General features: G+C 69.1%; 17 protein-coding genes and 1 tRNA gene. 10 read left to right on the top strand and 8 right to left on the bottom strand.

Annotated elements, in window-relative coordinates; translation table 11 throughout:
- Positions 1–44 precede the first annotated feature (44 nt).
- The 7 genes from dapA to ON41_RS21085 all read left to right on the top strand — a co-directional run bounded on the left by dapA (position 45) and on the right by ON41_RS21085 (position 8,704).
- Complete coding sequence (gene dapA / locus ON41_RS21115; protein ID WP_040749428.1) at positions 45–953, top strand: 4-hydroxy-tetrahydrodipicolinate synthase; 909 nt, start codon at positions 45–47, stop codon at positions 951–953.
- Entirely contained in the window at positions 950–3,094 is a 2,145-nt protein-coding gene (locus tag ON41_RS21110; RefSeq protein WP_040749427.1) for an RNase J family beta-CASP ribonuclease, read from the top strand. The genes dapA and ON41_RS21110 overlap by 4 nt, the downstream gene beginning before the upstream one ends.
- A gap of 68 nt (positions 3,095–3,162) precedes the next feature.
- Entirely contained in the window at positions 3,163–3,786 is a 624-nt protein-coding gene (locus ON41_RS21105; RefSeq protein WP_040749426.1) for a TIGR03085 family metal-binding protein, read from the top strand.
- 334 nt (positions 3,787–4,120) lie between these two features.
- Positions 4,121–6,742 (top strand): DNA translocase FtsK, encoded by a 2,622-nt coding sequence (locus ON41_RS21100; RefSeq protein ID WP_040749425.1) that lies wholly within the window; start codon positions 4,121–4,123, stop codon positions 6,740–6,742.
- 121 nt (positions 6,743–6,863) lie between these two features.
- Positions 6,864–7,916: a mechanosensitive ion channel family protein gene (locus ON41_RS21095; protein ID WP_040749424.1), complete on the top strand. Its 1,053-nt coding sequence runs from the start codon at positions 6,864–6,866 to the stop codon at positions 7,914–7,916.
- Positions 7,917–8,043: 127 nt separating this feature from the next.
- Positions 8,044–8,322: a hypothetical protein gene (locus ON41_RS21090; RefSeq protein ID WP_040749423.1), complete on the top strand. Its 279-nt coding sequence runs from the start codon at positions 8,044–8,046 to the stop codon at positions 8,320–8,322.
- Between the two features lie 97 nt (positions 8,323–8,419).
- The gene (locus ON41_RS21085; protein ID WP_174411343.1) at positions 8,420–8,704 is read left to right on the top strand and encodes a hypothetical protein; all 285 of its coding nucleotides are present in this window, start codon (positions 8,420–8,422) and stop codon (positions 8,702–8,704) included.
- Between the two features lie 47 nt (positions 8,705–8,751).
- Here ON41_RS21085 and ON41_RS21080 read toward each other — a convergent pair whose 3' ends face one another.
- On the bottom strand, positions 8,752–10,428 hold the full coding sequence (locus ON41_RS21080) for a hypothetical protein (protein ID WP_040749421.1): 1,677 nt from the start codon (positions 10,426–10,428) through the stop codon (positions 8,752–8,754).
- A gap of 101 nt (positions 10,429–10,529) precedes the next feature.
- Here ON41_RS21080 and ON41_RS21075 point away from each other — a divergent pair, with 101 nt between their 5' ends.
- On the top strand, positions 10,530–12,074 hold the full coding sequence (locus tag ON41_RS21075) for an acyl-CoA carboxylase subunit beta (protein WP_040749420.1): 1,545 nt from the start codon (positions 10,530–10,532) through the stop codon (positions 12,072–12,074).
- A 3-nt stretch (positions 12,075–12,077) separates the two neighbouring features.
- On the opposite strand, the gene ON41_RS21070 is transcribed toward ON41_RS21075, so the two are convergent.
- Complete coding sequence (locus ON41_RS21070) at positions 12,078–12,941, bottom strand: alpha/beta fold hydrolase (RefSeq protein ID WP_040749419.1); 864 nt, start codon at positions 12,939–12,941, stop codon at positions 12,078–12,080.
- 54 nt (positions 12,942–12,995) lie between these two features.
- On the opposite strand from ON41_RS21070, the gene ON41_RS21065 reads away from it, so the two are divergent.
- Both ON41_RS21065 and ON41_RS21060 read left to right on the top strand, forming a co-directional pair.
- A complete protein-coding gene (locus ON41_RS21065) occupies positions 12,996–13,427 on the top strand; it encodes a winged helix-turn-helix transcriptional regulator (RefSeq protein WP_051162064.1) in 432 nt (143 codons plus the stop codon).
- A 143-nt stretch (positions 13,428–13,570) separates the two neighbouring features.
- A complete protein-coding gene (locus ON41_RS21060; RefSeq protein ID WP_040749417.1) occupies positions 13,571–14,023 on the top strand; it encodes a hypothetical protein in 453 nt (150 codons plus the stop codon).
- A gap of 8 nt (positions 14,024–14,031) precedes the next feature.
- On the opposite strand, the gene ON41_RS21055 is transcribed toward ON41_RS21060, so the two are convergent.
- The 6 genes from ON41_RS21055 to ON41_RS21030 form a co-directional block, all read right to left on the bottom strand.
- A complete protein-coding gene (locus tag ON41_RS21055; protein WP_040749416.1) occupies positions 14,032–14,454 on the bottom strand; it encodes a TIGR03668 family PPOX class F420-dependent oxidoreductase in 423 nt (140 codons plus the stop codon).
- A 9-nt stretch (positions 14,455–14,463) separates the two neighbouring features.
- Entirely contained in the window at positions 14,464–14,880 is a 417-nt protein-coding gene (locus ON41_RS21050; protein ID WP_040749415.1) for a nuclear transport factor 2 family protein, read from the bottom strand.
- Between the two features lie 64 nt (positions 14,881–14,944).
- Positions 14,945–15,021: transfer RNA gene (locus ON41_RS21045), tRNA-Leu, on the bottom strand.
- 254 nt (positions 15,022–15,275) lie between these two features.
- Positions 15,276–16,097 carry a class I SAM-dependent methyltransferase gene (locus tag ON41_RS21040; RefSeq protein WP_040749414.1) on the bottom strand — a complete coding sequence of 274 codons (822 nt, stop codon included), beginning with the start codon at positions 16,095–16,097 and terminating at the stop codon, positions 15,276–15,278.
- Positions 16,094–16,378 carry a YciI family protein gene (locus ON41_RS21035; protein ID WP_040749413.1) on the bottom strand — a complete coding sequence of 95 codons (285 nt, stop codon included), beginning with the start codon at positions 16,376–16,378 and terminating at the stop codon, positions 16,094–16,096. Before ON41_RS21035 ends, ON41_RS21040 begins: the two co-directional genes overlap by 4 nt.
- Positions 16,379–16,394: 16 nt before the next feature.
- A complete protein-coding gene (locus ON41_RS21030) occupies positions 16,395–16,937 on the bottom strand; it encodes an amino-acid N-acetyltransferase (protein WP_040749412.1) in 543 nt (180 codons plus the stop codon).
- Positions 16,938–16,953: the final 16 nt, after the last annotated feature.

The raw sequence follows: 16,953 nt of genomic DNA, 5'->3' as shown, positions 1-16,953 counted from the left end.
ACGGCGAGCCCGACGCCTTATAAACACTGCTAGCCTTGCTGACCATGACGAACGGTGAATCGACGCGAACAGGGCTGCGCGCGTCCGGCACGGTCGGTGTCGCGATGGTGACCCCCTTCACTGCCGAGGGCAAGCTCGATGTCGATGCCGGCGTCGCCTTGGCCACACGCCTGGTCGACCGGGGTGTCGACCTGCTCGCGATCTCCGGGACCACCGGCGAATCGCCGACCACCACCGAGTCGGAGAAGTTCGATCTGCTGCACGCCGTCGTCGACGCGGTCGGCGACCGCGCGACGGTGATCGCGGGCGCCGGCACCTACGACACCGCGCACAGCATCGAACTCGCGCGCGTCGCCCAGCGGGCGGGCGCGCACGGCCTGCTGCTGGTGACCCCGTACTACTCGCGTCCGACGCAGGAGGGCCTGCTGGCGCACTTCCTGACGATCGCTGACGCCACCGAGTTGCCGGTCACCCTGTACGACATCCCGCCGCGGTCGGTGGTGCCGATCCTGCCCGAGACCATCCGCCGCCTCGCCGAACATCCGCACATCGTCGCGGTGAAGGACGCCAAGGGTGACCTGGGCGTCGGCGCGGAGCTGATCGCGGAGACCGGCCTGGACTGGTACTCCGGCGACGACGTGCTGAACCTGCCGTGGCTGTCGGTCGGCGCGGTCGGATTCATCAGTGTGATCGGCCAGATCGTGCCGGAGCGCATGCTGGCGCTGCGCGAGGCGTACCTCGCCGGTGACGTCCAGGGCGCCCGCGAGATCAATGTGAGCATGCTGCCGCTGATGCGCGCGATGGCGCGGGTGGGCGGCGTCGCGATGACCAAGGCCGCGCTGCGCCTGCTGGGCATCGATGTGGGCGAGCCGCGGTTGCCGCAGCTGATGCCCGAGGGCGAGGTGCTGCACTCCATCGCCGCCGAACTGGAGGCCGCGGGGGTTTACGCATGAGTGACGCGGAAGCCCGCCGCCCCCGCCGCAGAGCCGCCTCCCGGGGCGCCGGCGCCCCCGACCCGGCACCGCCGCCGGAAACGAGGGCACAGCAAGCGAAGCCGGAAACGGCGGCGCAGCAGGTGAAACCGGAGTCAGTGGCGCAGCAGGCGAAACCGGAATCGGTGGCGCAGCAGCCGAAGTCGGAATCGGTGGCACAGCAGGCGAAGTCGGAAACTGTGGAACAGCAGGCGAAGGCGGCCGCTCGCGAGGAGCGGGAGCTTGCCAAGGCCGCGGAGCAGGATCTGAACAAGGCCGAAAAGGCCGCGCCGCAACAGGTTTCGGCCGAATCCGGGCGGTCCGAGCGGCCGGACCGGCAGCGTCGGGGCGGCCGGGGCCGTCAGAACGGACGTGGCCGGGCCGAACAGGCCCGGGCCCGCGCCGACCAGGCTCGCAACGAACAGCCCGAACCGCAGCCGGCCGGCATCCCCGCCCTGGGTCAGCCCGGCCGCCTGCCGCGCCAGGGCCTGCGCATCTTCGCGCTCGGCGGCATCGGCGAAATCGGCCGCAACATGACCGTTTTCGAATTCGACGGCAAGATGCTGATCATCGACTGCGGCGTGCTGTTCCCCGAGGACCAGCAGCCCGGCGTCGACCTGATCCTGCCCGACTTCCAGCCTATCGAGAACCGGATCGACGAGGTCGCGGCCGTGGTGCTCACCCACGGTCACGAGGACCACATCGGCGCGGTGCCCTTCCTGCTGCGCCTGCGCCCCGACCTCCCGGTCGTCGGCTCCAAGTTCACCCTCGCCCTGGTCGCCGCCAAGTGCCGCGAGCACCGGTTGCAGCCGAAGCTGGTCGAGGTCACCGAGGGCGAGAAGACCACGCACGGCCCGTTCGAGTGCGAGTACTTCGCGGTCAACCACTCGATCCCGGACGCCATCGCGGTGGCGGTCCGCACCCCGGCGGGCCTGGCCCTGCACACCGGCGACATCAAGCTCGATCAGCTGCCGCTGGACGGCCGGCTCACCGACCTGGCCGGATTCTCCCGCCTCGGTGACGAGGGCGTGGACATGTTCCTCGTCGACTCCACCAATGCCGAGGTGCCCGGCTTCGTCACCCCCGAGCGCGAGATCGGGCCGGTGCTCGACAACGTCATCGGCAAGGCCAAGGGCCGGGTGATCGTCGCCTCGTTCGCCAGCCACGTGCACCGCATCCAGCAGGTGGTGGATGTCGCGCAGCGCTACGACCGCCGGATCTGCTTCGTCGGCCGCTCGATGGTCCGCAATATGCAGATCGCGCAGGACCTGGGCTACCTCGAACTCCCCGACGGGATCGTGGTCGACCTGGATCAGGCCGCGAATCTGCCCGTGCACAAGCTGGTGCTGATCTCGACCGGATCGCAGGGCGAGCCGCTGTCGGCGCTGTCGCGGATGGCGCGCGGCGACCACCGCCAGATCAACATCCGCGCCGACGATCTCGTGGTGCTGGCCTCCTCGCTCATCCCGGGTAACGAGAACGCGGTCTTCGGCGTGGTCAACGGGCTGGCCCGGCTCGGCGCGACCGTGGTCACGCAGCAGAACGCGAAGGTGCACGTCTCCGGCCACGCCTCGGCCGGCGAGCTGCTGTACCTGTACAACGCGGTGCGCCCCACCAATGCCATGCCCGTGCACGGCGAATGGCGGCACCTGCGCGCCAACGGCGCGCTGGCCGTCGCCACCGGCGTCCCGGAGGACCGGGTCATGCTGGCCGAGAACGGCGTGGTGGTGGACCTGGTGGACGGGATCGCCTCGATCGTCGGACGCTTCCCGGTCGGCCAGGTCTACGTCGACGGCCTGTCTGTCGGCGATGTGGGTGAGTCGACGCTGTCGGATCGCCTGACCCTGGGCGAGGGTGGTTTCATCGCCATCACCGTCGCCGTCGACGCGACCACCGGTAAGGCCGTCAGCGCCCCCGAGGTGAGCGGCCGCGGGTTCTCCGACGACCCGGGTGCGCTGGTCGAGGCGCAGAAACTGGTGGAGGCGGAGTTGCAGCGCCTGGCCGGTGAGGGCGTCACCGACACCCACCGCATCGCGCAGAGCGTGCGCCGGGTGGTCGGGCGCTGGGTCGCCGAGGCCTACCGCCGCCGCCCGATGATCGTCCCGACAGTTCTGGGCGTCTGACCAGCTCCAACGGCCGGATGTGGCGGCGGCCACAGTCCGGCCGCTTCCGGGTCGATTAGGCTCGGGGTATGAGTTTGGCTCAACGGGAGCGGCGCGCCCTGGTCGTGACCATGACCGCGGCGGGTCCCGACGCGCCGACACTGTGCGGTACCTGGACCGTGCGGGATCTGGCCGCACACCTGGTGGTGCGCGAGCGCCGGCCCGACGCCGCCCCCGGCATCCTGCTGAAACCCCTTGCCGGACATCTGGAGTCGGTGCAGGCCGCCGCCGCGCGCCGGCCCTTCACCGAACTGCTGGAGCAGATCCGCACCGGCCCGCCGTGGTGGTCGCCGCTGGCCCCGCTCGACGCGGTGGTCAATCTCACCGAGATGTTCGTCCATCACGAGGACGTGCGCCGCGGCGAACCCGGTTGGGAGCCACGGATATTGAGCGAGGCCGACGAGACCAAGCTCTGGCATTCGGTCCGCCGCATGGCCCGCATGGCCTACCGCAAATCCCCGGTCACGGTGGTCCTCACCACCCCCGCCGGTGACCGCGTCACCGCCCACAACGCCGGCGGCGACGCCGTCCTGCTGACAGCCCCGCCATCGGAACTCCTCCTGCACGCCTTCGGCCGCAACGAAGTTCGCGTGGACGCCGCAGGCTCCGAGGAAGACATCAAGGCCGTATTCTCCACCGACCGCAGCGTCTGACAGGCGAGGGATTCCGGCCAAAAGCGTGCCGGAAAAAAAGGGGCGTGGCCGTTTGGAATCGCACGGTCACAGTGACGAAATCCGTCACTGTGACTCGCCGAGCCTCGGACATTTCTCACTTTCACTCGAGCCCGGCCCACGTCCCGCTACGTCGCGAAATCCTCCCATGGACACTTGGCCATGTTTGCCCTGCTGGGGTCCCTTTTCCTGCTGATCCGGCGGTCGTCGAGACCCATCCCGGCCGGTCAAACCACCCCCGCGCCCGCACTGTGATGTGCGTGGTGTGGGTGTTGCGGATGGTCTGGATGGGGCGATTGCCGCTAGCCTGAGACCCATGGCAGGTAAGACCCGGGGCAGCACGACGCCACGCTCTCGGGCGGGATCGGCACGGGGGACGTCGTCGGGAGCGACCCGGAGGCAGGCCCCGGCCGGGACTCGTTCGTCCGCGACGCGGGGGCGGACGACCCCGCGCGGCCGCGGCGCCGCCGCTCGCCGTCCGGCCCGGGGCCGCTCGAATACCGCGCCGCTGGCCGTCCTGAGTCGAGGGATCGGCAACGGCTGGTCGATGCTCGCGCGCGGGGTGGGCGCCACCACCCGCACGCTGAGCCGGGCGGGGGAGATCGAGCACGGCCATCGCCGCGACGGCATCGCCCTGGTCCTCATCGCCTTCAGCGTCATCATCGCGGCGGCCGTCTGGCTGGCGGCGGGCGGGCCGATCGGGCACGCGGTCGATACCGCGATGCGCTGGGTCACCGGATCCGCCTCGGCCACGCTGCCGTTCGTGGCCACCGCCGTCGCGGTGATCCTCATGCGCACCGAACCGCGCCCCGAGATCCGGCCGCGCCTCGTCCTCGGCGGGCTGCTGGTCGGCCTGCCCGCGCTCGGGCTGTGGCACATCGCCGCGGGAGCGCCGACCGACCAGGACGGCCGCGCGCACGCGGCGGGCTTCGCCGGATACGTGGTGGGCGGCCCGCTGCGCGACGGCCTGACCGGCTGGCTGGCGGTGCCGCTGCTGCTGATCGCCATGGTGTTCGGCGTGCTGCTGCTCACCGGGACCACGGTCCGCGAGGTGCCCAACCGGCTGCGCGAACTGTTCGGCACCGCCGCCCACGGCGACGAATACGATTCCTACGACGGTCAATACGGGCTCTACGACCCGGAAAACTATGACGCCGACGGGTTCCCGGTCCACAAGAGCAGGTCCAAGCGCCGCGGCCGCACCCCGGAGGAGAACTACCCGACCGACGAATTCGGCGGCTCCGACGCCGCCACCGAGGTCCTCGGCGAACCGCCGCTGCGCGCCGCCAAGGACATCGCCGAGGAGCCCGCCCAGGCCGCCGCGGCCGAAAAGCCCGCCGCCAAGGCGAAACCCAAGAAGGCGCCCAAGGTCGTCGACCAGACGCCCGAGCCGCCCGCGCCGCAGCAGATGGAGTTCATCACCGAGCGCGAGGTGGAGGGCGACTACCAGCTGCCGCCGATGTCGCTGCTCGTCGACGGCGATCCGCCGAAGCGGCGCAGCGCGGCCAACGAATCGATGATCGAGGCGATCACCGAGGTCCTGGTCCAGTTCAAGATCGACGCCGCGGTCACCGGATTCGTGCGCGGCCCGACGGTCACGCGCTACGAGGTGGAACTCGGACCCGGCGTCAAGGTCGAGAAGATCACCGCGCTGGCCCGCAATATCGCCTACGCCGTGGCGACGGAGAACGTCCGGCTGCTGGCCCCGATCCCCGGCAAGTCCGCCGTCGGCATCGAGGTGCCCAACTCCGACCGCGAACTGGTGCGCCTGGCCGATGTCCTCAAGGCGCCGTCCACGCGAAACGAGCACCACCCCTTGCTGATCGGGCTCGGCAAGAATATCGAGGGCGAATTCCTCGCGGCCAACCTGGCGAAGATGCCGCATCTGCTGGTGGCCGGTTCCACCGGTTCGGGTAAGTCGAGCTTCGTGAACTCGATGCTGGTGTCGCTGTTGCAGCGCGCGACGCCCGACGAGGTGCGGATGATCCTCATCGACCCCAAGATGGTGGAACTCACGCCCTACGAAGGCATTCCGCATCTCATCACGCCCATCATCACCCAGCCGAAGAAGGCCGCCGCCGCGCTGGCCTGGCTGGTGGAGGAGATGGAGCAGCGCTATCAGGACATGCAGGCCAGCAAGGTCCGCCACATCGACGACTTCAACAAGAAGGTGAAGTCGGGCCAGATCACCACGCCGCTCGGCAGCGAACGCGTGTACCGGCCCTATCCCTACATCCTCGCCATCGTCGACGAGCTGGCCGACCTCATGATGACCGCCCCGCGCGACGTCGAGGACGCGATCGTGCGCATCACCCAGAAGGCTCGCGCCGCGGGCATCCACCTGGTGCTGGCGACGCAGCGGCCCTCCGTGGACGTGGTCACCGGCCTGATCAAGACCAACGTGCCGTCGCGGCTGGCCTTCGCCACCTCCTCGCTCACCGACTCCCGCGTCATCCTGGACCAGCCGGGCGCGGAGAAGCTGATCGGCATGGGCGACGGCCTGTTCCTGCCGATGGGCGCGAACAAGCCCACCCGCCTGCAGGGCGCGTTCATCTCCGACGAGGAGATCCAGGGCGTCGTCGACTTCGCCAAGAACCAGGCGGAACCCGAATACCAGGAGGGCGTCACCAGCGCCAAGGCCGGCGAGAAGAAGGACGTCGACCCGGATATCGGCGACGATCTGGATCTGTTCGTGCAGGCGGTGGAGCTGGTGGTCACCTCGCAGTTCGGATCCACCTCGATGCTGCAGCGCAAGCTGCGCGTCGGTTTCGCCAAGGCGGGCCGCCTCATGGACCTCATGGAGACCCGCAACGTGGTCGGCCCCAGCGAAGGCTCCAAGGCGCGCGACGTCCTGGTGAAACCCGATGAGCTGGAGGGTCTGCTGTACACGATCAAGGGCGGCGGCGAGCCCGAGCCGGAACCGGAGGGCGCGGAATAACCCCTGCGACGAGCGTGTGAGTGAATTCACCTCCGCTGCTGCGGACTTGCGCCGGTCCCCGGATCGGTAGGTAGCGTGGCTGGTTGGCCCATCTGACACCCGTCGCAAGGAGTTGGACGCCTTGGAGGAGGTACTTCGCCCGCTGATCGTCTTCGGCGTCACGCTCGTGGTGACCGTGACGCTGGGGCTGCTGACCGATCGCGTGCTGTGCTACAGCGCGACCAAACACCCGAGGACCCGATTACCCGGCCTGCTGCGCCGGGTCCAGCTGCCGCTGCAGATCCTGCTGGGATCCGCGGGATTACAGCTGACCTACCCCTTGGCCGAGCTGCACCTGCGGCAGGACGAGGTGATCCGCAATATCCTCGCCACCGCGGCGATCCTGGCCGCCGCCTGGCTGACCATCCGGGCCGTCGACGCCGTCGCCGAGAACACCCTGGACAAGTACGCCGGCCGCACCGCCGACACCGCGCGGGTGCGCCGGCTGCACACCCAGCTCACGCTGGTGCGCCGGATCGTCACGTTCATCCTCGCCCTGACGAGCGCGGCCGTGGTGATGCTGCTGCTGTTCCCGGGCCTGCGCACGCTCGGCACCTCGCTGCTCGCCTCGGCCGGTGTCATCGGCATCATCGCCGGTGTCGCGGCGCAGTCGACGCTCGGCAATCTCATGGCCGGGCTGCAGATCGCGTTCGGCGATTCGGTGAAGATCGGTGACACCGTGGTGGTCGAGGGGGAGTGGGGCACCGTCGAGGAGATCACCCTGTCGTTCCTCACCGTGCGGATCTGGGACGATCGGCGGCTGACCATGCCGGTGTCGTACTTCAACAGCAAGCCCTACGAGAACTGGTCGCGCGGCGGGTCGCAGATCACCGGCACCGTCTTCCTGTATCTGGACCACAGCGCCCCCGTCGCGGACCTGCGCGACCATCTGCGCGAATACCTGCGCCACCGCGAGGACTGGGACGGGCGCAACTGGAACCTGCTGGTCACCGACAGCACCCCGACCAGCATCGTGGTCCGGGCGTCCATGTCGGCCCGCAACTCCGACGACGTCTGGACGCTGCGCTGCGCCGTCCGCGAGGAACTGATCGGTTGGCTCACAACCCATCACCCCTACGCCCTCCCGAAGATCCCTACGGCCCTGGTGAACTCGATGCCCGCGATGGCGGAATAGTTCCGCGCGACAACGCTCACGCGACGCGAGAGACCCGGTATGATGGTTCCGGATGTCGATTGCGTTCTGACACTATCGTTTTCGCGACAGCTTCGTGCTGGTCCACGACCCCGGGAAAAGAGACCCCATGATCCTCGCGGCCGTACACGACACCCTCCTCGCTCAGATCGGCAATCCGGCGCCGGAGACCCCGCCCGCCGCCGACAAGCTGATGAAACTGGTCCGGTACTTCACCTGGTTCGTCATCCTGTCCGGTGTGCTCGGCATCACCTACGCGGGAGGACGTTTCGCGTGGGAGAAATCCATCGGCGCCGGCCCCTCGCCGAAGATGGTCATCGGCGCCATGATCGGCGGCATCATCGCCACCAGCGCCGGGACCATCATGAATGCCGCGATCGGCACCTGAGCGATCTTCCCGGACGGGGTGGCCCCCAATCTCTTTCGGACAGTATTATTTTCGCGACAGTTACGGGCTGGTTCACCGACCTCGGAAAGAGATGTGCATGATCCTCGCGGCCGTTCACGACACCATCCTCGCTCAGATCGGCAACCCCACACCCGAGACGCCGCCCGCCGCGGACAAGCTGATGAAGCTCGTGCGGTACTTCACCTGGTTCGTCATCCTGTCCGGCGTGATGGGCATCACCTACGCGGGAGGACGTTTCGCGTGGGAGAAGTGGGCGGGCGGCGGCATCTCCGACTCCCCGAAGATGGTGGCGGGCGCCATGATCGGCGGCATCATCGCCACCAGCGCGGGCACCATCATGAACGCCGCGATCGGCTCGTGAGCGGGGCTCCGGTGCAAGTGGGAGATGGCCGCACCAGGTAATGCAGGTCAATTTCTACCCGAGGTGATGTAGTAGTACATCGGGTCGACCATATCCAGCAGGCGCTGGACCTCGGCGTCGGTGAAGCGGTTGCGGCGGCTGACGGTGATGAGTACCAGGTCGTTGATCGTGCGCACGATGCGGTCGAATTCGCCGTCCCCGGATTCGGTTGTCTCGTCGGCGATCCGGCCGCCGCCGAGCAGATCCGAGTTCGCGAGGTCGGCCCCGGCCCGCGCGGCCTGGGCACGCAGGACGCCGTCGGCGCCGCGGGTGCTGGTCACCTTGGCGGCGTGGTCGTAGTAGCGGATCGCGGCCCGGATCAGTCCTGCCGGCCTCGGATTGACCAGCGGACCGCCGGGCGCCCGGTCCGGTTCGCGGGTCCCGCCGTGCTGCAACGCGAGGGCGCGGGCCTTGGCGGTGAGGTACCGGGCGACGAAAATATCTCGGACGGTGCCGAATTCGGCGGTCCGGAGCAGGTCGACCGAGGCCTGCTCGTACCCGTCGACGCTCGCGATCACCGCACCGGGATCGGTGTCCGGGTCGAGGCGGTGCAGCCGCTCGGTGAGATCGTCGAGCCGGAGCAGCGCGCGGACATTGCCCTCGTGGCGGCGCCCGCCCGTGGTCGCCGGGAAGCAGGCCAGCAACTCGCGCGTCGTCGCGGCGACATCGTCGTCGAAGACAGTGGCGAACAGCCGCCGATGCTCCGGATGGGCGGCATAGGCCATCTCGAGACGGCGTAGCCCGGCGATGATTTCGGCGAGTTCCCCCGCGCGCAAGACGTCCTGGGGTTCGCGGGCGTGGGTGGACTCGGGTCCGCACATCGCGATCAGCGCGGTCGCGACGGTCCGCATCGCGCGCATCTCGCGTTCCGGATCCTCCTCCGTGAGGGCGCGCGCGTGGTCGGCGTGGAACCGGGCCAGCTCCCGGTGCAGGTCCCAGCCGAGGACCGCGGCCAGTTCGCCCTCGGACTCCTTCAGCGAGCGGATCCGGCTCAGACCGGTGGCCTCGTACTCGGGCCGTCGCGACAGGACCGTTTCGGCCGCCGCCGCGGCGCGGGCGCAGCGGATGCCGATCATGCAGTCCAGGCGTGAGTCGACGTCGACCAGGCGTAACCCGCGCCGGGCCCATTCACCGGCCGCGACGATCGGATCCCGGTCGCCGCGGCGATGCTCCCGCAGCCGGCGCTCGGCGAGTTCGGCCGACCAGTACAGCATGTCGGACCGGTCGTCGCGGGCCGCGGCGGCGTCGAACTGCTCGACCAGCTGCGAGATCTCGTAGGTGCGGCTGGAATAGCGGGCCTCCAGCCGCGACACGTCCACGGCGCCGGGCCGGGACTCGGCCTCGCCGTGACCGGCCGCCAGGTCGATGATCCGCTGGGGGACCGGCCGGTTCTCGGCGGTCATCCGGTCGGCGACCGCGGCCGCGAGCGCCGCCATCGTCTTGAAGTGCTTCCACATGGTGGCCTTCGGAATCGGCCCCTCGGTGCCGTCGCGCCGGACGTAGCCGCGCGCCGCCGCGCACACGTCGGCGGTCGTCAGGTGCGCGATCGGCTGTTCCGGCCCGGCGGACGTCATGACCCGCTCGGCCGCCGCGACGATCATCGCCTTCGTGCGCTCCTCCAGCGCACGGCCGGCCCGGCGCTGATAGGTCTGCTCGGTACCGCGGTGTATAGCTGTGGACGACACGGCCGAGAGTCTATTGCAGTGCACATAGTTGTGAACGCGTCTACTCCGGCTAAGGTCGATCGGTACGGCGAATCGAGGGCAAACGAGGGAGGACGCTGCGCATGGAGACCACGGCCGCGAAACTGAAGATGCTCCAGCAGAATCTCGCGACAGCCCGGGAGCCGGCCGGGGCCAAGGGTATCGCCAAGCGCGAGGCCAAGGGGATCCCCAGCCCTCGCGAGCGCATCGATATGTTGCTGGACGCGGGGAGCTTCGTGGAATTCGGCGCGCTGGTGAAGCAGCCCGGGGTCGCCGGCGCGCTGTACGGCGACGGCGTGGTCACCGGCCGCGGCACCGTCGAGGGCCGCCCGGTCGTGGTCATCGCCCACGACCAGACGGTGTTCGGCGGCTCGGTCGGCGAGATGTTCGGCCGGAAGGTCGCCGCGGCGATGGATTTCGCCGCCGATATCGGCTGCCCGTTCGTCGCGATCAACGATTCCGGCGGCGCCCGCGTGCAGGACGCCGTGACCTCCCTCGCCTGGTACGCGGCGATGAGCAGACGGCAGCTGCGGCTGTCCGGCGTGGTCCCGCAGGTCTCGCTGATGCTGGGTAAATGCGCCGCCGGGGCGGTGTACGCGCCGATCAACACCGATGTGCTGATCGCGACCGAATCGGCCTATATGTTCGTGACCGGCCCGGACATCATTCGCGAGACCACCGGCGAGGAGGTGACCCTCGAGGAACTCGGCAGCGCGTACAACCAGGCGCAGTACGGCTCGATCCATCATGTGGCCCCCGACGAGCGGGCGGCCTTCGACTGGGCGCGGTCGTATCTGAGCTTCATGCCGTCGAACTGCTTCGAGCAGCCGCCGCTGGTCAATCCGGGCATCGAACCGGAACGCACCGCGTCCGACACCGAACTCGACGCAATCATCCCGGATTCCGACCGCGCCGGGTACGACATGTACGACATCCTGTCCCGGATCTTCGACGACGGCGACTTCCACGAGGTCGGGGACGCGGCGGCGCGCAATATGATCACCGGCTTCGCGCGGGTCGACGGCCGTCCCGTCGGTGTCGTGGCGAATCAGCCGCTGGTCTCCAGCGGCGCGATCGACGCCCGGGCCTCGGACAAGGCGGCCCACTTCATCCGGCTCTGCGATGCCTTCGGGCTGCCGCTGATCTTCGTGGTCGATACGCCGGGAGTGCTGCCCGGGGTCGAGGAGGAGAAGATCGGCGTCATCAAGCGCGGCGGGCGGTTCTTCTACGCCGTCGTGGAGGCCACCGTCCCGATCGTCACGGTGGTGGTGCGCAAGGCCTACGGCGGCGGCTATGCGGTGATGGGCTGCAAGCAACTCGGTGGCGATATCAACCTGGCCTGGCCCACGGCGCGGATCGCGGTCATGGGTGGCGAGGCCGCCGTCAGCCTCACCCAGCGCAAGCAGCTCGCGGCCGTGCCCGAGGAGCAGCGCCCCGAGGTGCGGCAGCAGATGGTCGACTTCTACAACGCCACCGTGGCCACGCCGTGGATCGCCGCCGAGCGCGGATACATCGACGCCGTCATCGAACCGGCCGATACCCGGTTGGAGATCCGGAAGGCGATGCGGCTGCTGCGCGACAAGACCGCCGAGCACGGGCCTCGCAAGCATCATCTGATGCCGCTGTAATCGTCACCGGAGTTGGTGCGGCGCAAGGAATTCCGCGAGCAGCGGCCGGAGCGCGTCCGCGCCGTCGACCGGGACGATGTGCCCGCGGCCGGGGATCACGTGACCGGTCAGGTCGTCGGCGCAGGATGCCAGCTGGCGGGCCAGGGCGTCGCCGACCGGGTGGGCGCCGACGGCCAGCGCCGGTACCCGCAGGCGTGACTCGGCCACGGCGCGCTCGATCTGCCGTGCGGTCTCCGGCATGGCTCGGTAGTGCGCGAAGGCGGCGCGCAGGGCATCGGTGCCGGTATAGGCCTCGACGAACGCGTCACGCAAGTCGGCGGGGACGCCGCGGCCCAGGGTGCCCGCGGTCAGGAACCAGTCGATGTACTCGGATTCGTGTCCGGCCAGGACGTTCTCGGCCAGGCCGGGCACGGCGTGGAAGCCGAACCACCACGGCGGACCGCCGCGTAGAAAGTCCTCCGCGCCCGGCAACCCGCCGAGCAGCGCCTCCATCACCACCAGCCGCCGCACCCGGTCCGGCCGCCGCATCGCGAGCAGGAAGGCCGGGGCGGTGCCGAGATCGATGCCGACGACCGCCGCCTCCGGCTCGCCCAGCGCATCCAGTACAGCTGCGGCATCGTCCGCCAGATTCCCGGCGTCGTACCCACCGGCCGGACGTGCACTGGCACCGAGCCCACGCAGATCGGGCGCGATCACCCGATGCGTGGGCGCGAGATCGGCGATGGTGTCACGCCACAACCGCCAAGTGTGCGGAAACCCGTGCAGCAGTAGCACAGCGGGCCCCGCACCCGCGACCGCCACATTCATCTCGATGCCGTTCGCCACCACGCGCCGCACTGCGATCTCGGTTTTCGTGTCCCGTGTCATCTCGACCTACCTCGCTATGGTTACCATTGGTGACCACATAAACTTAGGAAACCGATGTCCATCAGCAAAGACGGCACTTTCGACTCAGGTGGTGAGGTTCAGGTGACCACCCGGCGCGGCGATCTGTTCCATCCCGCCTGCCCGACCCGGCGCCTGCTGGACCGCATCGGGACCAAATGGGTCTCGATGGTGGTGAAACTGCTCGCCGAGGCCGCCCCCGGCGAACTGCGGTTCGCCGAACTCCGCCGCCGCATGCCCGGCGTCTCCCAGAAGATGTTGTCCGTCACCCTGCAGAATTTGACCGCCGACGGCCTGGTCGCCCGCCGCGTCGAACCGACGGTGCCGCCCAAGGTTCACTACCGTCTCACCGAACTCGGTCTCTCCCTGGAGGTTCCGCTGTCCGCGCTGCGCACCTGGGCCGAGGAGAATATGGCGACCATCGACGAGGCCCTGGCGTCGGGCGGCGCTCTTCGGGAAATGTCCTGAAGGAAACGCGATCTCGTCGTGGAATCTGCGAAACACCTTGTCTGCAAACGCCGTCGGTCCCACCATGTGTGGGAGGGGGGTACCGGCTGTCTGTGAAAGTGTATGGGGCCATGGTCGAATTCCAGGTTGGTCGGCGTGTCACTGTGACCGATGGGGCGTTCGCGACTCTCGAGGCCGAGATCGACGAGGTGGGTGAGGACTCGGCCAAGGGGACCGTCCGGTTGTTCGGCATCGCGATACCGGTCCTGCTCGCCGCCGAATCGGATTCGCGGGTGAGCGCCGTCGACGACCGCTCGGCGCTGATCGCCAGATATGCCGACGCCCCGCGCTACTACGGCGTCGTGGGGCGCATCGTCTCCGGCGCGTGGGCGGGTAAATACATCCGGGTCGACCGGACGGTCGATCTGGCCGAGACGCCCGAGGAACGCGCCGACGCCATGGGCGTCGTGATCCGCACGGCCGACGATGCCGCGATGACGACCGGCTGCGTCGACAAGTGGGTCGAGGACTGGGCGGGCGTGGAGGAATCGCTGCGCCTGCACGACCATGTCGTCGACTGGAACGGCGCGACGCCCTCGGATCTCGACGCCACCTGATCCACGGCTCAGCCGAACGACCACCCCGAGACGGTGGCGGCGTGCACCCTGATCACCGGGCCCGCGGGCGGAACATCCTGGTACTGAGGGTATTTGGCGGTGAGCCACGCGATCGGCAGCGCACGGTCGGCGTCGGCGGTGAGGATGCGGGCGGTGCCGTCCAGGCGCGCCCACCACAGCTGGGTCCAGTCCTCGTCGTACTCGTCGGCGAGCAGGCAGACCCGGTCGTCGGCGGCGATATTGCGGAGGCGGCGCAGATTCGTGGTCGTCTTCGGTTTGTGGTCCACGGCGATCACCACGACCGGCTCGTCCGGCGCCAAGGCGAAGGTGACCGGAACCAGATGGGGCTGCCCGGCCGCGCTCACCGTGGCGAGCCGCGCGACCCGGGCCGCCCGGAACCGCCGCAGCGCCTCGCCCTCGTCCAACCGCATCGTTCCAGGTTAGGCGCAGGCGGATTCGCGCTGGATCTGCTCGGCGGCCTCCTGCCGAATCCGGTCGAACTGCGCGCCCATCGCCTCGGCCACCGCGGTCGCCGCCGAGAGCGGGCGCACCATCACCATCAGGTCGTCGACCTTGCCGTCCTCGTCCAGATGCACGAAATCGCATCCGGTGAGCCGCTTCCCGGACACGGTCGCCTCGAAGACCAGCGCCGCGTCCCGGCCGTTAGGATCGGCGATCTCGCGGACGTAGCGGAAATCCTCGAACACTCGCATCACGCCGCGGATGATCGCGGCCGTGATCGCCCGCCCAGGATAGGGCTTGAAGGCCACGGGGCTGGTGAAGACGACATCGTCGGCCAACAACGCCTCGATGGCCGCCGCGTCGTGGGATTCGACCGCCTGCCGGAACGGATGCATCTCGACCTCGCATATGCAACTGGTTGAATAGGGTCATCCGCATACTAGCGTCCGGCGGAGATGGTGGTTCCCTCGGCGAGATTCGAACTCGCACTGCCCGGTACCTAACACCGGTGCCTCTTCCTGTTGGGCTACGAGGGAGCGCGGGAACGACACAAGGGCCGCTTTCGTGGCGTGATGCCCGAGAGCGGCCCTGTCGCAGGTCCGTGCGAAAGGCGAGTCAGGGACCGCCGGGGACGTCCGTCCGGCCGGATGCCGGGAGTAGCGCGAGCTGCCGGACGCCGCGCAGCCATCGCTGGTTCGTCTGCCCGATCATCGCCGTCACCTCCCGGTCGTAGTGTCGTTCGACGGTAGCACCGCGAATTGTGCTGGGAAACCGAATTTCCGGCATTGTTCTACGGCTTGCGAGCGCGCAGGGTGAAGGTGAACGGCATCCGCTCGCGGTGCTCGGCCAGCCGCCATTCGCCGTCGTCCCCGCGCACCATTCGATCCGGCAGCACCGGCCACGGGGCGCTGTCGTGCTCGTCGAGTCCGGTGAGCGCCAGGCCCGCGTCCATGACGGCGGAGACGATCTCGCCGATGCCGTGATTCCACTGGTGGGTCACGGTGTGGGTGAGCGAACCGTCCGTCGTGACGTACGTGCCGTCCTCCTCGCACACCATCGGTTCGGCCGTCTCGAAGTACGGATAGCCGATCGCCAGGCAGTCGGTGCGGGATTCGTCGAGTGCCTGGGCGAACGGGTGGCCGTCGCGCAGGAACAGCCGCCCGCCGGGGCGCAGGAGTCCGGCGACCGTCCGCGCCCAGCGCCGGATGTCCGGCAGCCAGCACAGCGCGCCGATGCCGGTGAACACCAGGTCGAAGCCCTCGGATCCCAGCGCCTCGACCGCGTCGTAGACGTCGGCGCGCACGAAATCGACCGCGGCGCCGCTCTGTTCGGCCAGGTCGCGGGCGTGCCGCACGGCCGCCTCGGAGAAGTCGAGTCCCGTCATCGTGGCGCCGAGCCGGGCGAGGGAGATCGTGTCGGTGCCCAGATGGCACTGCAGATGGACGCCGCGCAGCCCGGCGACGTCGCCCAGTCGCGGCAGATCGAACCGGACGGTATCGCTGACGAACGCGGGATCGGCGCGGAAACGCTGGAGCGCGTAGTCGGGGGAGGCGGCGTGCAGGGGCGTGCGGTCGTCCCAGTTGGCGCGGTTGAGGACGCGGTAGTCGGTCACTCGGCGAACGCGCCCATCACCGGCTGCCAGCGCAGGAACCGCGTCGCCTCGATCAGGCCCTGCTGCGCGAACGGGTCCTCCGCCAGCAGCTTTTCCATCGCGGCCTCGTCGTCGGCGCGGAACAGGATCAGCGCGCCCGACCCGTCCGGGTACGGTCCCGTCGACAGCACGATGCCGCGGTCGACCAGCTCCGACAGCCAGCCGCGGTGGGCGGGACGGTGCTCGTCGCGCCCGGCGGCCGCGGCCTCGGAGTAGGTGTAGTGGACGGCGAAGATCGGCACGGGAACTCCCTAATGTCTACAGGGTCAACAGCATTCGAGTATTGCCGAGCGTATTCGGCTTGACGTAGCTGAGGTCGAGGAACTCCGCCACACCGGTGTCGTAGGAGCGGCACATCTCCGCGAAGACCTCCGCGGTCACGGGCGTGCCGTCGATCTCGGCGAAACCGTGCCGCTGGAAGAAGTCCACCTCGAAGGTGAGCACGAACAGCCGCCGCAGCTCCAGCTCGCGGGCCGTCTCGATGAGCTTGTCGACGAGGATCCGGCCGAAGCCGCGACCCTTGACATCGGGATGCACCGCGACGGTGCGCACCTCGCCCAGATCGGCCCACAGCACGTGCAGGGCGCCGCAGCCGACGACCCGGCCCTCCACCTCGGCCACCCAGAATTCCTGGACCGCCTCGTACAGGGTGACCAGATTCTTCTCCAGCAGGATCTTGCCGGCGTAGGCGTCGACGAGGGTCTTGATCGCGGGGACGTCCGAGGTCCGGGCACGGCGCACGATCGGACCACCGGATGCCTCGGCGTCGATCGAATCACTGTGTGGTGCCCGTGTTGTCATGGGGTGCACAGTAGTC

The organism is Nocardia transvalensis NBRC 15921 (genome assembly GCF_000308875.1).
Classification (GTDB): domain Bacteria; phylum Actinomycetota; class Actinomycetes; order Mycobacteriales; family Mycobacteriaceae; genus Nocardia; species Nocardia transvalensis.
This window is presented reverse-complemented; position numbering and strand designations above follow the sequence as displayed.

Coding starts and splice junctions, on each gene's coding strand:
- ON41_RS21075 (WP_040749420.1), top strand. CDS start 10,530: ATGGAGACCACGGCCGCGAAACTGAAGATGCTCCAGCAGAATCTCGCG.
- ON41_RS21070 (WP_040749419.1), bottom strand. CDS start 12,941: ATGACACGGGACACGAAAACCGAGATCGCAGTGCGGCGCGTGGTGGCG.
- ON41_RS21105 (WP_040749426.1), top strand. CDS start 3,163: ATGAGTTTGGCTCAACGGGAGCGGCGCGCCCTGGTCGTGACCATGACC.
- ON41_RS21050 (WP_040749415.1), bottom strand. CDS start 14,880: ATGCATCCGTTCCGGCAGGCGGTCGAATCCCACGACGCGGCGGCCATC.
- ON41_RS21055 (WP_040749416.1), bottom strand. CDS start 14,454: ATGCGGTTGGACGAGGGCGAGGCGCTGCGGCGGTTCCGGGCGGCCCGG.
- ON41_RS21085 (WP_174411343.1), top strand. CDS start 8,420: ATGATCCTCGCGGCCGTTCACGACACCATCCTCGCTCAGATCGGCAAC.
- ON41_RS21100 (WP_040749425.1), top strand. CDS start 4,121: ATGGCAGGTAAGACCCGGGGCAGCACGACGCCACGCTCTCGGGCGGGA.
- ON41_RS21065 (WP_051162064.1), top strand. CDS start 12,996: ATGTCCATCAGCAAAGACGGCACTTTCGACTCAGGTGGTGAGGTTCAG.
- ON41_RS21090 (WP_040749423.1), top strand. CDS start 8,044: ATGATCCTCGCGGCCGTACACGACACCCTCCTCGCTCAGATCGGCAAT.
- ON41_RS21030 (WP_040749412.1), bottom strand. CDS start 16,937: ATGACAACACGGGCACCACACAGTGATTCGATCGACGCCGAGGCATCC.
- dapA (WP_040749428.1), top strand. CDS start 45: ATGACGAACGGTGAATCGACGCGAACAGGGCTGCGCGCGTCCGGCACG.
- ON41_RS21110 (WP_040749427.1), top strand. CDS start 950: ATGAGTGACGCGGAAGCCCGCCGCCCCCGCCGCAGAGCCGCCTCCCGG.